The sequence below is a fragment of the Methylobacterium currus genome, assembly GCF_003058325.1.
GTDB lineage: Bacteria > Pseudomonadota > Alphaproteobacteria > Rhizobiales > Beijerinckiaceae > Methylobacterium > Methylobacterium currus.
Map to the genome: position 1 here is coordinate 2,421,592 of NZ_CP028843.1, position 16,000 is coordinate 2,437,591.

Below are 16,000 nucleotides of genomic sequence, written 5' to 3' on the forward strand. Positions count from 1 at the left end.
CGCCCGTCCCGGCGCCGCGACGACCCTCGTCCCGTTCATCCCTCCGGCCTGAGCGCCGACCGGCCTTTCGCTCGGGCGAGGATCGCGGGTGAGACGAACCCGGGCAGGCAGGCGGTCCTTCCAGGGCAATCGGGTGAAGGGTCATGGTGCGACGAGCCTGACGAGGTAGTCGTCGTCCCAGCCTGCGGTTTTGAGGGCGAGGCGCATGGAATCCTTGCCCTTTTTGCGGGCTGCGACGTTCACCGCGATGTGGCGGACCGTCAGCATGTTCTCGGGGGCATGAGCAGTACGGATGCGAGACTGATCGTCGTGGAAGGTGACGTCGAGGATCCAATGCAGGCCGTTCTCGATCGCCCAATGCTGCCGGACGGCAGGCCCGAGGCGGTCGGCGCCGAGCGGTGACGAGGTCAGATAGCAGCGCGTCTCACGCTCGATCCTGTTTACCGGGTCACGGGTGCTCAAGTCACGGGTGCTGTCGACGACGATGAGGCTCTTCAACCCCGGCCAGGCGTGGCGCGCCTGGAGCCAGGCGACCTGATGGATGACAGTCACGCGCCGGGTCTCGATCCGCCCGTGATCGCCCTCGACGGTCTCGTGCGTGCTGACGGTGCAATCGGCAAAGTCCCGAGCTTTCTGTTCCTCGACGAAGAGCGTGACGTCCTCGTGCAGCGTGCCCTGGTTGCCCTTGAGCGCCAGGACATAGTCGGCCTTCTTGTCGAGGATCTTGTGGGCGATGGCACGCTGGCAGCCCATCGCATCGATGGTGACGATCGCCCCCTCGATCGACAGGAGGTCGAGCAGGGCCGGGATTACCGCGATCTCGTTGGACTTTCCGCTCACCTTGGTCTGGGCCAGCACCAACCGCTGGCGTGCGGCGAAGGCGGAGACGACGTGAAGGGCATCTCGCGCACCGGCCCGGCCCGAGCGCCGCGAGGTCTTGCCGTCGATCGCGATCACGTCGAGCGGCGTTTGCGTCAGCGTCGCGGCCCAGGCCGCAAAGCAGCGTCGAAATGCGACGGGATCGAGCGCCGCGAAGATGTCACCGAGATGATCGTGGCTCGGCGTGCCGTTCCGGAACGGCAGAAATCGGCGCAGAAGGTCGAGTTTCGTGTGACCGAACCGGGCGATATCGGTGAAGCCTTCAGCCCCCGCCAGGATGGCCAGCAACGCCAGCAGCAGAACCTCGTCCAGGCGATAGGCGACTTTGCCGGGCTGGCGCGGATCGGGCAGGTCCGCGAAATGATCGAGAAACACCGTCGCCTCGAACACCGCCGCTACCGGCTCGCTCGCCTCGTCCATCGCCCGCCTCCTAAACCACGTCGTGGCGGACGACCGATTCAGAGCTTCCGGTCCTTGTCACCTCCCGCATTCACCCGATTGCCCTGGCGGTCCTTCCCTTCCGGCTTGACCGCAGCCCCCATCCCCCACAGCAAGACCGGTCAGGACGCGCGCCCCTCTCCTCCGTCATGATGACGGCATGGATCGAGCCCCCTCCCCTCGCGCCCCCGGCCCCGACCTCGTCGCCGACACGCTCGCCTGGATCGAGAAGCGGCTCGACGAGCGCCTGACGCTCGCCCGCATCGCCGAGCGCGCGGGCCTGTCGCCCTACCATTTCTCGCGCCTGTTCACCGCCCGGATGGGCCTGTCGCCCATGGCGCATGTGCGCGGGCGCCGGCTCGTGCGGGCGGCACGGCGCCTCGCCGCGGAGCCCGAGGCGAGGCTCGTCGATCTCGCCTTCGAGGCCGGGTTCGAATCCCAGGAAGCCTTCACCCGCGCCTTCGGGCGCCGCTTCGGCGTCACACCCGGCCGCTTCCGCCGCGGCCTCGCGATCCTTCCCCCGGACGGAGACGTGTTCATGCCGACACCCGCCGAGACCTCCCGCGCCGTCGCCCGGCTGCCCGGCCTCGTGACCCGCGACGCGTTTACCGTCGCCGGCCCGACGCGGCGCTTCGACCGGGCGACCTCATCCACCATCCCGGACCTCTGGTCCACGATGATCCGGGCCCTGCCCTTCGACGGACAGGTGCCGAGCTGGGCCACCTACGGCGTCGTCTGGAGCGCCGACAGGGACGAGGGCAGCTTCGACTACATGGCCGGCGTGGGCGTGCGGCCGGAGGGCGGCCTGCCCGCCGGCTTCGTGCGCAAGACGATCCCCGCGGCGACCTACGCGGTGTTCCGGATCACCCTGGACGGGACGGCCCTGCACCCGCAGGTGAAGGGCGCCATGGCGACCATCTGGGGCGAGCTCGTCCCGGCCTCCGGCCTCACGGTCGCCGATACTCCCGATTTCGAACTCCATGACGGCCGCTTCGCCCCCGACCGGCCGGGCACCGTCATCGACGTGCATGTGCCCGTCGTGGCGTGACCAGGGAGCCGAACTCCATCATCGTGACGATGTAGTGGCACCTTTCGGCCTGCCACGGTCTCCCAAGGGCACAGCTTCGCGGTGAAGCAGGAACCGGTATAGCTCGGCAATGCGGCACTCGGCAGACTTGCGTTGGCAGACCAACGCTTCGTCCGCTTCGAGTCTTGTTTTATCGCAGATTTTCGTCGCAAAACCGGAACCCGCTTTTGCGAAATCTGCTTGGCGGCGGCAGGCCGCGATGGAGAGCGGCCGGCATGAACCTGCTCGCGAGCTTCACACCCTTCGTCGCCTTCGCGATCCTCATCCATCTCGGGTTCGTGGGGGCGGCCCTGTGGGTGGGCGCGGCCGTGGCCGCCGGGCTGATGCTGCGTGATCGCGTCGTCCTCGGTCGGTCCATCAAGATCCTGGAGGCCGGCACGCTGGTGCTGTTCGCCGGTCTCGCGCTCACCACGCGCGTCATGGGGCAGACCTGGACGATCCCGGCGGTGCGTCTCGTCGTCGATGCGGGGTTGCTCGTCATCGTGCTGGCTTCGCTGGCAGTCGGGCGGCCCTTCACGCTCCAGTATGCGCGGGAGACCACGCTGCCGGAGATCTGGGCCAGCCCGCACTTCACGCGGGTCAACCGCGCCGTCACCCTCGCCTGGGCGGCGGCCTTCGCGGTGCTCGTTCTGGCCGATGCGGCGATGGTCTTCGTGCCGGAGATCCCCCGGCGCATCGACGTCCTCGCGACGGTTCTCGCCCTCGTGGGGGCGTACAAGTTCACCGTGCGGGCGACGTCGCGGGCGTCGGAGTAACCGCGTCCCGCCCGCGGACAGCCTCTCCGGCGGTCGAGCCGCGGGCGACGGTTCAGAGCGAGACCGGCTTTGCCGGCGTGGCGGCTTTCCTCCGCCACCGCAGCAACCGCCCGTCGATCGCCACCAGCCCGGCCCCGATCAGCGCCATGCCGAGGAGCTGGCGCGGCACGACCGGCTCGCCCAGCACCAGGGCGCCGAGGAGCAGCGCCGAGACCGGGATCAGGAAGGTGACGAGCATCAGGTTGGTCGCCCCGGCGCTCGCCAGCAGGCGGAAGAAGATCACGTAGGCGAGCGCCGTCGAGAGCGCCGCGAGGCCGATGACCGCCGCGACGGCCGTCAAGGGCGGTGGCGCCAGGGTCCAGGGCCGATCGACCGCGAGGGCGACGGGCAGCAGCAGCACGGTCGCGGCGGTGACCTGGCCCGCGGCGGCCGAGAGCGGCGGGATGCCCATGCGCTTGAACCGGCGGCCGTAGATGCCGGCGAAGGCGTAGGAGAGCGCGGCGAGCAGGACCGCGCCCTGCGCCAGCGCCTCACCGCCGAGCCCGGCGAGGACCGACGGTCCGACCATCACGGCGACGCCCGCGAGGCCGGCCAGCACCCCGGCGAGGCGATTGCCGGTCAGGCGCTCGTCGTCGGTGAGGAGGTGGGCCACCAGCACGCCGAAGAGCGGCGTGGTGGCGTTGAGGATCGCGGCGAGGCCCGACGCGATGTGGGTCTGCCCCCAGGCGATGAGGCAGAACGGCACCGCATTGTTGAGGACGGCCGCGCCCAGGAAGGCGAGCCAGACCTTGGCGCCCCGCGGCACGGGAATTCCCCGTACCCGCAGCACCAGGGCGAGGATGGCGGCGGCGAGGCCGACCCGTAGCACCACCAGGGTGAATGGCGGCAGGGCGCGCAAGGCCACGCCGACGAAGAAGAACGATCCGCCCCACAGGACCGAGAGGCCGAGGAGCAGGCCCCATTCCGGTGGGGTCATGGGGCGGTTGGCGACGGGCTTCATCGGCATCGGGCTCTCCGGGGCGGATGCCGCACCCTGACGCAAGGGCGCCCCGGCGGCATCCCGTTCCTTGCGATGAAGGTCTCGGCGATGAAAATCTCGGCGATGAAAATCTCGGCGGTCGATAGCCTGCGGATCAGTCCCGCCAGAACGGCTTTTCCGCCTCGCGCAGGGCATCGGCCCGCGACAGGCCGACATCCTTGAGCAGCCCGTCGGGGCAGGCCATCAGGGCGCGGCGCTCGTGCCGGCGGTCGGCCCACAATTCGAGCCGCTCGATGAGCGAGATGGCGGTGCGGCGGCGCGGCGGCGCAATGCGGATGGCAGGAACGAGGCGCAGGTTTCCTCGGCCAGCGACGAGGCTCGTCATGGCTGTCTCCGGATGGGACAATCGGTGGATCGATGAAGGGAGATTGCCTTTCGGGCGCTCTCCGATCAAACCAGATCGACTCGTCCGTCACCGCAGGAAATCTGGGTCACTCCCAATCTGGACTGCATCATGGCCCTCCACCGGAACCCCCGCCGCCGCCTGCCGCCGCTCAATGCGGTGCGGGCCTTCGAGGCCGCCTCGCGCCACGCCACCTTCCACGAGGCGGGTGACGAGCTCGGGGTCAGCGCCGGCGCGGTGGCGCAGCAGGTGAAGATCCTGGAGGGCTGGTTTGGCTTAGCCCTGTTCCGCCGCCTGCCGAGCCGGGGCGTCGCCCTGACCCCGGCGGGCGAGCGCTTCGCCGCCGCCGCCGGCGAGGTGCTGGACCATCTCGCCGAGGCGACCGCCCGGCTGCGCCGCCAGGGCCAGGACCACGTGCTGACGGTCAGCACCACCCATTCCTTCGCCAGCCTGTGGCTGATCCCGCGCATCGGCAGCTTCCGGGCGCAGCATCCCGATCTCGACGTGCGGGTGGTGGCCAATAACCGCCTGGTGGACTTTTCCCGCGACGACACGGACGTGGCGATCCGGCACGGGCGCGGGCGCTATCCGGGCCTGCGCTCGGACCTCCTGATGCACGACGTCGTCTTCCCAGTCTGCAGCCCTGGCCTTCGCGACGGCGAGCCTCCCCTGCGCAGTCCCCAAGACCTCGCCCGCCACACGCTCCTCCACGACGACGATCCGATCGACATCGAGGCGGTGGACTGGCCGCAATGGCTCGCGGCGGCGGGCGTTTCCAACGTCGATGCCTCGCGCGGGCCGCGCTTCACTCACACCTTCATGATCTTGCAGGTCGCCACCGCCGGCGGCGGGGTCGGGCTTGCGACCCGGGTGCTGGGGGGCGACCTCGTCGCGGGCATCGGCCGACTCCACTCGGGCCAGGCCGGGTTCGGTCTGGTGCGGCCCTTTCCCGACGAGGTGGCGAGCCCCTACAGCTTCTTCCTCGTCACCCCGACCGAGACCGACGCCCCGAAGGTGGCCCGCTTCCGGGAATGGATCCTGGCGCAGGCGGCGGAGTGGAACGGCTGAGGCGGCTCATCCCCGCACCATCGCATGGGCGGCAAGGAAATCGACGAAGCAGCGGATGCGCGAGGACAGCCGCTCGTGCCCGGCATAGAGGGCGTGGATGTCCTCCGCGTCGCCGGGGCTGAAGTCTTCGAGCACCGGCACGAGGCGCCCGGCCGCGATGTCCTCGTCGACGTGGAAGCGGGCGAGCCGGGCGAGCCCGGCGCCGCCGAGCGCCATCAGCCGCACCACCTCGCCGGAGTTGCCGAAGAAGTTGCCGTGCACCGGCCGTTGCGACACCGCCCCGTCGATCAGGAACGGCCAGGTGTCGAGCGAGCGGCGAAAGCTGAAGTTGAGGCAATTGTGGTCGAGGAGCGCGTCCGGATGGTCCGGCGTGCCGCGATCGTCGAGATAGGCGGGCGCCGCCACCACCGCGAGGCGGCTGCGGCCCAGGCGCTTCGCCCGCAGGCGGGTATCGCGCAGGCGGCCGATGCGGATCGCCACGTCGGCCCTCGCCTCGACGAGGTCGACCACGTCGTCGGTGAGCGCGAGATCGACCCGCATCCGCGGCTGCTGGCTGAGAAAGCGCGGCAGCACCGGCAGGATCACCTTCGTGCCGAACGGCACCGAGGCGTTGACCCGCAACAAGCCGCTCGGCTGGTCGGCGTCGCGGCCGAAACTGTCCTCGATCGCGTCGAACTCGGCGATCAGCTCGCCCGCCCGGGCGAGATACACTTCGCCTTCCGGCGTCAGGGTCATCGCCCGCGTGGTGCGCCGGATCAGCCCGACGCCGAGGCGCGCCTCCAGCCGCGCCACCGCCCGGCTCACCGCCGAGGGCGTGCAGCGCAGGGCCTTGGCGGCGGACGCGAAGCTGCCGCGGCGCGCCACCTGCACGAAGGCCTCCATCTCGCCGAGGCGATTGTCCATGAGCGGTCCATTGTTGCGTCCGATGCACGATCATCGTGCCGGCCGGCGCGCTGGTCATCAATCGCCGGCATCGTCATCTCGGGGCCTCCACAGACGAAAGACCGGCCATGGACCTCAAGCTCGGCGGCAAGACCGCCCTCGTCACCGGCGCCACCGCCGGCATCGGCCTCGCCATCGCCCGCCGCCTCGCGGCGGAAGGCGCCGAGGTGCTGCTGCCCGGGCGCAACCAGGCCAAGCTCGACGCGGCGGCGCAGGCGATCGCGGCCGAGCCCGGTGCGCGGGCGCCCCGCACGGTGCTGGCCGATCCGGCGACGGCCGAGGGCGCGGCGGCGCTGGTCGCGGCGGTGCCCGAGGTCGACATCCTGGTCAACAACCTCGGCATCTACGAATCGAAGGCGTTCGAGGAGATCAGCGATTCCGACTGGCACCGCCTGTTCGAGGTCAACGTGGTCTCGGGCGCCCGGCTGGCCCAGGCCTATTTCCCCGGCATGCTGGCGCGGACGTCCGGGCGGATCGTGTTCGTGTCGAGCGAGTCCGGCCTCGTGCCGCCGCCCGACATGCTGCACTACGCGGTGACGAAGACCGCCCAGCTCACCATCGCCCGGGGCCTCGCCCAGCGCACCCGCGGCACCGGCGTGACGGTCAATTCCGTGATGCCCGGCCCGACCCGCTCGGAGGGCATCGTGGACTTTCTCAAGAGCGTCGCCTCGGACCCGAATGCCCCTGCGGACGAGCTGGAGGCGGAATTCTTCCGGGTCCACCGCCCGCTCTCGCTCCTCGCCCGCATGATCGAGCCCGAGGAGATCGCCGGCCTCGTCGCCTATCTGGCGAGCCCGCTCGCCGCGGCGACCAACGGGGCGAGCCTGCGGGTCGAGGGCGGGATCGTGCCGACCGTCGCCTGACCCCACGGCACCGGGAGCGGATGCCCGCCGGTCCGTCCAGGATCTCACGTGTCGCTTTCGCGCGAAGCGCGGCGGGAGAGCCCGAACCACCGCCAGGCTCGGCCGTTGAGGGAGATATGTCGCTCAGGAAGGCCCCGCCCGGTTGCTCCGCGTCCTCACCTACAACGTGCGCCGCTGCCTCGGCGCCGACGGCCGTCTCGACCCGGAGCGCATCGCCGCGGTGATCGCCGCCTGCCGGGCGGACGTGGTGGCGCTCCAGGAACTCGATGTCGGGCGTGCCCGCAGCGGCGGGATCGACCAGGCCGAGGCGATCGCCGCCCATCTCGGCATGCGCTCCCACTTCCACCCGGCGATGCGGGTAATGGAGGAGCTCTACGGCGACGCGATCCTGACCGCCCTCCCCTCACGGCTGGTGCGGGCGGCAGCCCTGCCGGGCCGGGCCGGCTGCGAGCCCCGCGGCGCGCTCTGGGCCGCCGTCGCCGCCGGCGGCGCCGAGGTGCAGGTCGTCACGACGCATCTCGGTCTCCACCGGCACGAGCGGCGGGCGCAGGCCGAGGCGCTGCTCGGGCCCGCCTTCCTCGGCGATCCGGCCTGCCGCGACCCGGTGGTGCTGCTCGGCGACTTCAACGCCCTGCCGGGATCCAGCGTCCATCGCCGCCTCGCCGCCCGGCTGCCGGACGCGCAAGGGCATCAGGCCTGGTTGCGGCCGACCTTCCCGGCCCGGTTGCCGCTCCTGCGCATCGACCACGTCTTCGTCAGCCGCGGCATCGCGGTGCGGGACGTGCGCCCGCTCGGCGGCAGGCTCGCCCGGGTCGCCTCCGACCACCTGCCGCTCGTCGCCGATCTCGACCTCGCGCCGGCCCTCGGCCCCCGCATCTCCGTGCCCCGAGAGGAACCCGCGTGACGCAGTCCCCAGGACAAGCCAAGGACGGCGAGCCGACCAAGGACAGCAAGGAACGGATGTCCGCCCGCCGCCGGGTCTGGACCATCCTCCTCACCGTTCTCAGCGTGGCCCTCGGCGGCTACCTGCTCTACCGCACGCTCGCCGGCTACAGCCTCGCGCAGCTCGTCGAATCCGTGCGGGCGCTTCCCGCCAGCCGGCTCGCCGCCGCCGGGGGCTTCGCCGCCGCGAGCTATCTCTGCCTCACCGGGATCGACTGGCTGGCTCTGCGCGCCGCCGGCACGCCGCTGCCCTACCGGCGGGTGGCGCTCGCCGCCTTCATCAGCCTGTCGCTCGGCCACAGCATCGGCTTCGCGGGCCTCAGCAGCGGGGCGATCCGCTACCGCTTCTACACCCGCTGGGGCCTCAAGACCGCGGACGTCGCCAAGGCGGTCCTGTTCTGCGGCGTCACCGTCGCGGTCGGCCTGATGGCGCTCGGCGCCGTCGCGGTGCTGGTCCATCCCGGCCTCGCCCGGGAGGTGACGGGGTTACGGGAAGGCGCCGTCCTGGCGGCGGGCCTCGCCTGCGCGGGCGGCGTCGCGGCCTATCTCGGGCTGGCCGCCTGGTGGCGAAAGCCGCTGACCGTGCGGCGCTGGTCGATCGAGATGCCGCCGCTGCCGCTCGCGGCGGCGCAGGTGGGCCTGGGCGCGGTCAACTTCGCCCTGGTCTCGGCCTGCCTGCACCAGGTGCTGGCGGCGGTCTCCGACGTCGGCTACCTCGCCGTCGCCTCCGTCTTCGTCATCGCCAATGCGGCGGTGCTCATCACGCACGTGCCCGGCGGCGTCGGGGTGATCGAGAGCGTGGTCGTCCACCTCCTGCCGAAGACCGACGTCATCGGCCCGCTGATCGCCTTCCGGTGCCTGTACTTCCTCGGTCCCCTGGCGCTCGGCCTCCTCGCCTTCGCGGTCACCGAGGCGGTGTTCCGGTGGCGCGATGCGGGCGGGGCGGCCGCTACGCCGTCCCGAACGGCCGCTCCGGGTCCAGCAGCTCGGAGCTGACCAGCGGATCGAGCAGGCCCTCCTCCTCCGGCACCTCGCAGACCCGCAAGCTGCGCGGCCCGCCCATGTGACGGCGGATCGCCGCCAGGAGCCCCTCCTGCCCGATCGCCTCGGCCATCACGTCCGGCTCGACGCCCAGATGCTCAGCCACCAGGCGGTCGCGCAACCCGCGGATCGCGGCGCACTCCTCCGGATTGCGGGCCTCGACCGCGAGGTCGCACTCGGTGTCGAGAGCGACCGAGCGGTTGTTGAGGTTCGAGGAGCCGATGCGCAGGAACCGGTCGTCGATGATGACGAGCTTGGCGTGGATCTCGATCTCGCAATCTCCCTCGGGTCCCGGCACCACCGGATAGGCGACGAACAGGCGCCCGAAGCGGTCGACGGCGCGCAAGCGGCGCAGCACCCGGTCCCGCGGCGTGCCCATGGCGACGCGCTCGGTGAAGTTGTGCGAGCGGCGCGTGAGCACTACCACGATCTCCGGCCCCGCCTCCGCCGCCAGATGGGCGGCGAGGGCGTCGGCGACGAAATTGGCCGTGAGGTACTGCGCCTCGAGGTAGATCGTCTCCCTGGCGGCGGCGAGGGACGCGGCGGTGAGCGCCGCCGCCTCCTCGACCGAGGGCTCGTCCCCCTGGAGCGGCATGGTGCGGGCGATGGCGACCGGGATGTCGGTGAAGAGCGCGCCCAAGCCCTGCGGCCAGACCGGGCCGGCACTCGCCACCGGGGCCAGCACCTCGCCGGTGGCGGCGCGCCAGCGCTCGCGGGCGAGATCGCCGAGGCGCGCGGCCGCCTCGCCGTCCACCGCCATCTGCAGGTCGTGCACCGGCGGGTAGAGCTCGCCGTCGGGATTGGTGCGCAGGCGGTCGCCGGCCGTGTGGGCGGTGGTGTCCCAGCGCCCGACCGTGAGGTCGATGCCGCCGCAGAAGGCGAGGCGGTCGTCGATGCAGACGAGCTTCTGGTGATGCGCCGCGTAGAGGGGGTGATGCGTGTCGAGGCGCACGGTGATCCGCGGATGCGCCTCCCACTCGGCCCCGAACAGGAGCGGCAGCGTCGCGCCCGGCCCGTGCACCGTCGCGACGCTCCAGACCAGCACCCGCACCTCGAGCCCGGGCCGCCGGGCCGCGAGGTCGCGCAGGAGCGGCCCGAGGGGCGGCGACTCCTCCGGGCTCGCGTCGTGGCGCAGGCGGATGCGCCCGTCGAAGTCCCAGCCGACGATCAGGATCGAGGATTGCGCCTGGCGCAAAGCATCCTCCAGCCGGCCGAAGTACTCGGCGGAGTCGATCATCACCGCGACCCGTTCGGCCCGCGCCACGCAGCAGCAGGTGCGGCCGGGCTCGAACAGGGTCTCGGTCGCGTCGCGCGCAGGGTCCATGGTCATGGGGTGCTCGTCACTCGTGTCGTCCTGTCGAGGGCCGGAACGGTAGGCGAGGCCGTCCGTTCCGGGCCGGCGGGACACGCACAGGCGATTCGCCCTGCCGGCTGCCGCTGCGGTTTCCGATGCCGGCCCGGCCTCCTCCCTCCTCGACCCGGACAGGCCGAGGCGAAGGCCACCTCGATGTGCGGAGCCCCTCCTTCGCCGAACGCGGCCACCGGCGCAACCGCGGAGGCGGTACCGTCGAGGGAGCCGCTGCGGCGCGCCGGGAGATCAGCCCGACGCCAGATAGAGTGGCTAGCCTCGATCCTTGCCCGCTCTTCACAAGGGGATGGCCCGAGTGAACGAATCGGCCCCGGTGACGGTTGCCTCTCGGCCGCCGCAATCGGCACTATGCTCGGCACGGGTGAGATGACCTCGCGGATGCAGCGTGGAATGACAACGCGAACCGGCGACGTGGTGGGCTGGTCCTGGTCGGGCGGCGGATCCGAGGGACCGCCCCCGTCCCGGTGGAGCCTGCGCCGCCGCCTCGCCCTCGCTCTCACCGGTCTCGGCCTTGCCGCCGGCCTCGCCTTCGGCCTCGGCTTCCTCGCCTTCGTGGCCGGCCTCGCCCGCTCCGAGCGGCTGCCGCTCGGCCCCTCCGACGGGATCGTGGCCCTCACGGGCGGGGCCCAGCGCATCGAGGATGCGATGGACCTGCTCGCCGGCGGCTACGGCCGACGCCTGCTCATCACCGGGGTCAACGAGCGCACCAGCCGCGACGAGATCGCCCGGCTCAACCCCGGCCAGCAGCACCTGATCGCCTGCTGCGTCGATCTCGACTACCGGGCCCGCAACACCATCGGCAACGCGATCGAGATCCGGCGCTGGATGCGCGAGAACGGGTTCCGGAGCGTCGCGGTGGTGACCTCGAACTACCACATGCCGCGCACGCTGGTGGAGCTCGACCACGCGCTGGCGGAGGGCCACCAGGTGGTGCCGCACCCGGTCGTCCCCGAGGGGGTCGACCCGGACCAGTGGTGGCGCCACCCGGCCTCGGCGCGGCTGCTCGCCTCGGAATACGCGAAGTTCCTGGTCGCCTGGGTCCGCACCCGGTTCGAGACCGACCCCGAGCATTCGAGCGCGGCGGTGCTGGTCAGCCGCGGCCACCCGGTGAAGATGGTGGCCGAGCCGCTGGTGCGGTGAGGCCCCAGACCTCGCGCGCGACGCCCCGATCAGGTGACGGCGTAATCCCCCGGGGCGATGTCGGCGCTGCGCAGGACGATCTGCAACGCCGGCTGCATCGACCGGTGCAGGTGGGCCAGGTCCTCGCGCGGGCCGCCGAGCGCGCGGGTCATCGCCTCCTCCAGGCTGCCGGGGCCGTAGGGCGCCGCCCCGTCCACCGCCGGCACCCCGCGTCCCTCGTCCCACCCTATCGCGAGGCGACGGACCAGGGCGATGTGCTCGGGGCCGACCTCGAACACGATCTGCTCGGGCGCCGTCCCCGTGCTCTCATCGCGAAAGACGTCGGAGACGTGCGACAGGTCGAGCTTGGTCAGCGGGTTGTGGTAGCTGTAGCGGCCGGGCTTCAACTCGGCATGGCGCAGGAAGGCGACCAGCGCCTCGCCCACCGCCCGGTGCTCCTCCGCCGCCCCCTCGTCGTCGCCGGTGACGTTGGCGATGTCGCCGTCGCGGTCGAGGCTGCCATAGGGGGCGTCCGGGTGGATCACCGGGGCGCCCTGCCCTGCCGGATCCCAGGCCACGACCAGCCGCCGGATCAGGGCGATGCGCTCAAGCGTGATCTCGGTGGTGCGGCTGGTCATCAAGGGGCTCTCCGTGAGGCCCCTCTGTAGAACATCGATGCGGGCGGCGGGAGTCTCGGGCCCGGATCGGATCCCTGAGGGTCAAATCCCCAGATACACCCGCCGCACCTCCGGATCGTCCCGCAGCGTCGCGGCGGGCCCGCTCAGCATCAGGCGGCCGGTCTGGAGCACGTAGGCGCGGTCGGCGATGCCGAGCGACTCGGCCAGGCGCTGCTCCACCAGGAGGATCGTGGTGCCCGAGGCGCGGATCGCCTCGATGGCGGAGAAGATCTCGTCGACGAGCTTGGGCATGATGCCCTGCGAGGGCTCGTCGAGCATCAGCAGGCGCGGCCGCGTCATCAGGGCGCGGCCGATGGCGAGCATCTGCTGCTCGCCGCCCGAGAGGGTGCCGGCGCGCTGCGGCAGGCGCTCCTTGAGGCGGGGAAACAGGGCGAAGACCCGCTCCAGCGGTGCCTCGCGGTCGGCGGCCTTGCGGTGGAGATAGCTGCCGAGCCGCAGGTTGTCGGAGACGGACAGGCGCGGAAACAGCCGCTTGTTCTCCGGCACGTAGGCGATGCCCTTGGCGGTGATGGCGTGGCCGGGCAGGCCGTCGAGGCGGGCGCCGTCGAACACCACCTCACCGGATTTCGGGCGCTCCATCCCGGCGATGGATTTCAGGAGCGTCGACTTGCCGGCGCCGTTGGCACCCGCCACGACGACGATCTCGCCGCTCTCGACCTCGATCGAGACGCCCTGGATGGCCAAGAGGCCCTGATAGGCGGTGGAGAGCCCGCGGACCTCAAGCAGCACGGTGGCGCTCCCCCAGATAGGCGGTGATGACGCCCTCGTGGCGCACCACCTCGGTCGGGTGGCCCTCGGCCAGCACGCGGCCGAGATGCAGCACCACGGCGCGGTCGACGAGCGGCATCACCACCTCCATCACGTGCTCCACCATGATGACGGTGACGCCGCGGCCTGCGACCTTGCGGATCAGCTCGACGCCGGCCTTGGCCTCGCTCGGGGTCAGGCCCGTCAGCACCTCGTCGAGGAGGAGGAGCTTCGGCCCGGTGGCGAGCGCGCGCGCCACGTCCAGGCGGCGCTTCTCGGGTGGTGTCAGTTCCCCCGCCACCGCCTCGGCCCGGTGGGCGAGCCCGGCGAAGTCGAGCGTTTCGAGGGCGACGCGGCGGGCCGCGGCGGCGCTGGCGTGGCGGGCGAAGCCGCCGACGATCACGTTCTCGACCACGTTCATCGAGTCGAAGGAGCGCGGCACCTGGAAGGTGCGGGCGATGCCGCGCCGGCAGCGCTCGGGGGCCGAGAGCAGGGTGATGTCCTCGCCCTGGAAGACGATTTTTCCCTCGCTCGGCTGGTAGGTGCCGGAGATCAGGTTGAACAGGGTCGACTTGCCGGCGCCGTTCGGCCCGAGCAGGCCGAGGATCTGCCCCTCCGGCACGTCGAGGCTGACATCCGCATTGGCGACGAGGCCGCCGAAGCGGAGCGTCACGTGGTCGATGCGCAGCAGGGGGGAAGCCGCGGGCGTGCTCACGGGCAAGGTGCTCACGGGCGAAGTGCTCACGGTGTCGCCTCCTCGTTGCGGGCCTTGCGGGTGCGGCGGAACAGGCTGAGCACGCCTTCGGGCCGGGCCAGCGCCACCACCATGACGAGCACGCCGTAGAGCATCAGGTCGAGGCCGTTGCCGCTGCCGCCGAGATAGGAGCGGCTGATCTCGGTGAGCGGGATCAGGATCGCGGCGCCGACGAGGGGCCCCCACAGGGTGCCGATGCCGCCGAGCACCGCCGGCAGCGCGAAGAGCAGCGAGAAGCGGAAGCTCATCACGCTCTCGGGATCGATGTAGGAGACGTAAGCCGCGTAGAAGCCGCCGCCGATGGCGGTGAAGGAGGCCGAGACCGCCGCCGCCGCCATCTTGGAGCGGAAGACCTCGACGCCGAGGCTCTCGGCGGCCTGGGCGTCGTCCTTGACCGCGCGCCACCAATAGCCCCAGCGCGAGCCCTCGATCAGCCAGGTGACGAACCAGACGACCGCCAGGAAGCCGATGGCGAAGTGGACGTAGGGGATCTTGTCGCGGGCGAACTGGAGCGTCCACCACGAGTCGGGGTTGAACGGCCACTGGATGCCCATCGCGCCGCCGACGAAGTCCCAGTTGTGAACCAGAAGGAGGCCGATCTCCGCGATCACGATGGTGGCGATCGAGAAGTAGTGGCCGGCGAGGCGAAAGCACGGATAGCCGAGGACGAGCGCCACGAGCGCCGACAGCATCCCGCCCGCCAGCATGCCGAACCACGGCAGCACGCCGTAATTGACGAACAGGACCGAGGTGGCGTAGGCGCCGATCCCGAAATAGAGGGCGTGACCGAGCGAGACCTGGCCGCAATAGCCCCCTAAGATGTTCCAGCTCTGCGAGAGCGCGGCGTACATCAGGGTGAGGATCAGGACGTTCTGCAGGTAGACGTCGCGGATGCCGTAGGGGAGCGCGGCGAGGGCGGCGAAGACCAGGGCGGCGACGATCAGCTTGCGCCGGCGCTTGGCCGCATAGCTCGCCTCGGCCCGGGCGGGGGCGGAGCCCGGCGCGAGGGCGGTGGTCAGCGTGGTCATCTAAAGCCTCCCGAACAGGCCTTGCGGCCGCCAGAACACCACCGCGAGGTAGAGGGCGTAGACGCCGACGGATTTGAGCGCCGGCGGCAGGATCACCGCCGTGAAGGCCTCGACGAGGCCGACGATGATCCCGGCGACGAGCGCGCCGCCGACGCTGCCGAAGCCGCCGAGCGCCACCGTGACGTAGGCGATGAGGGCGAAGCTCGCGCCGACCTGGGGATGGATGTAGTAGAAGATCGCCAGTACCGCGCCGGCGAGGCCGACGAGCGCCGCCCCGAGACCCCAGCCGAGGGCGAAGACCCGGTTGCGGTCGATGCCGACGAGGGCCACGGCGCCCTGGTCCTCGCGGGTGGCTTCCAGCGCCCGGCCGAAATCGGTGCGGCTCATCAGGAGATGCAGGCCGCCGAAGGCGGCGAGCGAGACGAAAGCGCCGAAGATCTGCGGCCAGGGCAGGAACACGCCGCCGAGCTCAAGGGTGCGCCCGCCGAGCCAGGTGTTCTGGACGTTGCGGTAATCCGGCGTGAACAGGTACTGGGCGGCGCCCTGGAGCAGGATCGCGAGCCCGAAGGTCGCGAAGATCTGCACCATGCCCTGGTTGGCCTTGGCCCGCATGGCGAAGCGCACCACGCCCAGATAGGCGGCGGCCCCGAGCACGAAGAGCAGGGCCGCGACGAGCGGCATCAGCACCACCGGATCGAGCCGGGTGACCAGCACCAGCCCGAAGGTCGCGTACATGGCGAGCATCAGGAACTCGCCATGGGCGAAGTTCACCACGTCCATCAGGCCGAAGATCAGCGAGAGGCCGACCGCGATCAGGGCGTAGATCAAGCCCATCAGGAGGCCGCTCGCCAGCACCTGTACCAGGGCTTGCGTCGTCATGGGTGGTCC

Annotated in this window: 17 protein-coding genes; 7 read left to right on the forward strand and 10 right to left on the reverse strand. The window is 71.3% G+C overall.

Annotated features, from left to right (window positions below; all coding sequences use genetic code 11):
• Positions 1-141: 141 nt before the first annotated feature.
• Positions 142-1,299, reverse strand: coding sequence for an ISAs1 family transposase (locus DA075_RS11520; protein ID WP_167456062.1), 1,158 nt, complete (start codon positions 1,297-1,299; stop codon positions 142-144).
• Positions 1,300-1,477: 178 nt separating this feature from the next.
• Here DA075_RS11520 and DA075_RS11525 point away from each other — a divergent pair, with 178 nt between their 5' ends.
• Positions 1,478-2,365, forward strand: coding sequence for an AraC family transcriptional regulator (locus tag DA075_RS11525; RefSeq protein ID WP_099953343.1), 888 nt, complete (start codon positions 1,478-1,480; stop codon positions 2,363-2,365).
• 254 nt (positions 2,366-2,619) lie between these two features.
• Positions 2,620-3,159, forward strand: a complete 540-nt coding sequence (locus tag DA075_RS11530) for a hypothetical protein (protein WP_099953344.1) — start codon at positions 2,620-2,622, stop codon at positions 3,157-3,159.
• Between the two features lie 52 nt (positions 3,160-3,211).
• Here the strand turns inward: DA075_RS11530 and DA075_RS11535 are convergent, their stop codons facing one another.
• Positions 3,212-4,159 carry a DMT family transporter gene (locus DA075_RS11535; RefSeq protein ID WP_099956542.1) on the reverse strand — a complete coding sequence of 316 codons (948 nt, stop codon included), beginning with the start codon at positions 4,157-4,159 and terminating at the stop codon, positions 3,212-3,214.
• A gap of 133 nt (positions 4,160-4,292) precedes the next feature.
• Positions 4,293-4,523 carry a DUF1127 domain-containing protein gene (locus DA075_RS11540; RefSeq protein ID WP_099953345.1) on the reverse strand — a complete coding sequence of 77 codons (231 nt, stop codon included), beginning with the start codon at positions 4,521-4,523 and terminating at the stop codon, positions 4,293-4,295.
• Positions 4,524-4,652: 129 nt separating this feature from the next.
• Between DA075_RS11540 and gcvA the strand changes: the two genes are divergently transcribed.
• Positions 4,653-5,609, forward strand: a complete 957-nt coding sequence (gene gcvA / locus DA075_RS11545; RefSeq protein WP_099953346.1) for a transcriptional regulator GcvA — start codon at positions 4,653-4,655, stop codon at positions 5,607-5,609.
• A gap of 6 nt (positions 5,610-5,615) precedes the next feature.
• Here gcvA and DA075_RS11550 read toward each other — a convergent pair whose 3' ends face one another.
• Positions 5,616-6,512, reverse strand: a complete 897-nt coding sequence (locus tag DA075_RS11550) for a LysR family transcriptional regulator (protein ID WP_099953347.1) — start codon at positions 6,510-6,512, stop codon at positions 5,616-5,618.
• Positions 6,513-6,619: 107 nt separating this feature from the next.
• Between DA075_RS11550 and DA075_RS11555 the strand changes: the two genes are divergently transcribed.
• The 3 genes from DA075_RS11555 to DA075_RS11565 all read left to right on the forward strand — a co-directional run bounded on the left by DA075_RS11555 (position 6,620) and on the right by DA075_RS11565 (position 9,352).
• Entirely contained in the window at positions 6,620-7,414 is a 795-nt protein-coding gene (locus DA075_RS11555; RefSeq protein ID WP_099953348.1) for an SDR family NAD(P)-dependent oxidoreductase, read from the forward strand.
• Between the two features lie 142 nt (positions 7,415-7,556).
• On the forward strand, positions 7,557-8,318 hold the full coding sequence (locus DA075_RS11560) for an endonuclease/exonuclease/phosphatase family protein (protein WP_099953349.1): 762 nt from the start codon (positions 7,557-7,559) through the stop codon (positions 8,316-8,318).
• Positions 8,315-9,352: a lysylphosphatidylglycerol synthase transmembrane domain-containing protein gene (locus tag DA075_RS11565; protein WP_338068010.1), complete on the forward strand. Its 1,038-nt coding sequence runs from the start codon at positions 8,315-8,317 to the stop codon at positions 9,350-9,352. Before DA075_RS11560 ends, DA075_RS11565 begins: the two co-directional genes overlap by 4 nt.
• Here the strand turns inward: DA075_RS11565 and DA075_RS11570 are convergent.
• Positions 9,306-10,727 (reverse strand): phospholipase D-like domain-containing protein, encoded by a 1,422-nt coding sequence (locus DA075_RS11570; RefSeq protein ID WP_099953351.1) that lies wholly within the window; start codon positions 10,725-10,727, stop codon positions 9,306-9,308. The genes DA075_RS11565 and DA075_RS11570 overlap by 47 nt on opposite strands.
• 429 nt (positions 10,728-11,156) lie before the next feature.
• Here DA075_RS11570 and DA075_RS11575 point away from each other — a divergent pair, with 429 nt between their 5' ends.
• Positions 11,157-11,906 carry a YdcF family protein gene (locus DA075_RS11575; protein ID WP_099953352.1) on the forward strand — a complete coding sequence of 250 codons (750 nt, stop codon included), beginning with the start codon at positions 11,157-11,159 and terminating at the stop codon, positions 11,904-11,906.
• Between the two features lie 29 nt (positions 11,907-11,935).
• Here DA075_RS11575 and DA075_RS11580 read toward each other — a convergent pair whose 3' ends face one another.
• The 5 genes from DA075_RS11580 to DA075_RS11600 all read right to left on the reverse strand — a co-directional run bounded on the left by DA075_RS11580 (position 11,936) and on the right by DA075_RS11600 (position 15,991).
• The gene (locus DA075_RS11580) at positions 11,936-12,526 is read right to left on the reverse strand and encodes a hypothetical protein (RefSeq protein WP_414468047.1); all 591 of its coding nucleotides are present in this window, start codon (positions 12,524-12,526) and stop codon (positions 11,936-11,938) included.
• Between the two features lie 78 nt (positions 12,527-12,604).
• Entirely contained in the window at positions 12,605-13,309 is a 705-nt protein-coding gene (locus DA075_RS11585; RefSeq protein WP_164712542.1) for an ABC transporter ATP-binding protein, read from the reverse strand.
• Positions 13,302-14,018 carry an ABC transporter ATP-binding protein gene (locus DA075_RS11590; protein WP_210207053.1) on the reverse strand — a complete coding sequence of 239 codons (717 nt, stop codon included), beginning with the start codon at positions 14,016-14,018 and terminating at the stop codon, positions 13,302-13,304. Before DA075_RS11590 ends, DA075_RS11585 begins: the two co-directional genes overlap by 8 nt.
• Before the next feature lie 53 nt (positions 14,019-14,071).
• Positions 14,072-15,112 carry a branched-chain amino acid ABC transporter permease gene (locus DA075_RS11595; RefSeq protein ID WP_099953355.1) on the reverse strand — a complete coding sequence of 347 codons (1,041 nt, stop codon included), beginning with the start codon at positions 15,110-15,112 and terminating at the stop codon, positions 14,072-14,074.
• Positions 15,113-15,991 (reverse strand): branched-chain amino acid ABC transporter permease, encoded by an 879-nt coding sequence (locus DA075_RS11600; protein ID WP_099953356.1) that lies wholly within the window; start codon positions 15,989-15,991, stop codon positions 15,113-15,115.
• Between the last annotated feature and the right edge of the window lie 9 nt (positions 15,992-16,000).